The sequence below is a fragment of the Oleiphilus sp. HI0043 genome, assembly GCF_001634935.1.
In genome coordinates this window covers 1-1,071 of the sequence record NZ_LWEY01000275.1, presented here as the reverse complement: position 1 = coordinate 1,071, position 1,071 = coordinate 1, and the positions used below count along the sequence as shown (strand labels likewise).

1 protein-coding gene is annotated in these 1,071 nt (G+C 43.3%); it reads left to right on the top strand.

Annotated features, from left to right (window positions below):
• Positions 1 to 1,071, top strand: a 1,071-nt coding sequence (locus tag A3729_RS04035; protein WP_156497638.1) for an RND family transporter, incomplete at both ends; no start/stop codon positions are given.

Sequence of the window (1,071 nt, the reverse complement as noted above, 5' to 3'; positions counted from 1 at the left end):
CGTACTCTGGTTTGAGTAAAGGTGGCCTGAAGCATGCTAAGCATGTTGAACTTCATGGTGACAAAAAGTGGCGCGCACTTTCATTTATGGCTCACCCAAGTGTGGCACCGATTTCAGTGCTTATTGCAATACTGGGTTGTGGTATAGGTCTCTACTACCAGAAAGATCTTAAAATAGGTGACTTGGATAAAGGTGCGCCAGAGCTGCGACCTGACTCTCGCTACAATTTAGATAACGACTATATTATCAGCAACTATAGTACCAGCGCCGATATTATGGTTGTGATGATTAAAACGCCAAAAGAAATGTGTTCGACCTATGAGTTAATGGATGTCATGGATCGTATGCAATGGCGTTTGGAAAATACACCAGGCGTTGAATCTACCGCTTCTTTGGTCTCAGTGTCCAAATTGGTGACTAAAGCGCTCAATGAGGGAAGCTTGAAGTGGTTTGAAATATCCCGAAATGAGTCAATTATTAACTCTTCTATACAGCGAGCACCTTCAGGCCTGGTTAATTCAGACTGTAGTATGACGCCAATGATCATCTTCTTGGAGGATCATGAGGCCGATACGCTTGATACTGTGATCGACACGATGGAAGACTTGATCGATCAGTACCCAAGTGAAAACTACCAGTTCTTACTTGCGGCAGGTAATGCAGGTGTTGAAGCGGCGACTAACGAGGTTATTTCCAAGGCTAAGAATGTCATGTTAGCCTCTGTTTACTCGGTCGTTAGTATTTTGTGTCTGATTACGTTCAGGTCTTTAGCTGCTGTTATTTGTATCGTTACACCTTTGGCACTTACCTCGGTTCTGTGTGAAGCGCTTATGGCTCAATTGGGTATTGGTATTAAAGTTGCGACACTTCCTGTTATTGCCTTGGGTGTGGGGATTGGTGTCGATTATGGTATCTATATCTATAGTCAGTTAGAGACTAAACTGAAACAAGGTGTGGTCTTACAAGAGGCTTACTTTCAGACGCTTAGAACGACAGGTAAAGCGGTCTGCTTTACGGGTATGACCCTTGGTTTGGGTGTATTTACTTGGATATTCTCGCCAATTAAATTCC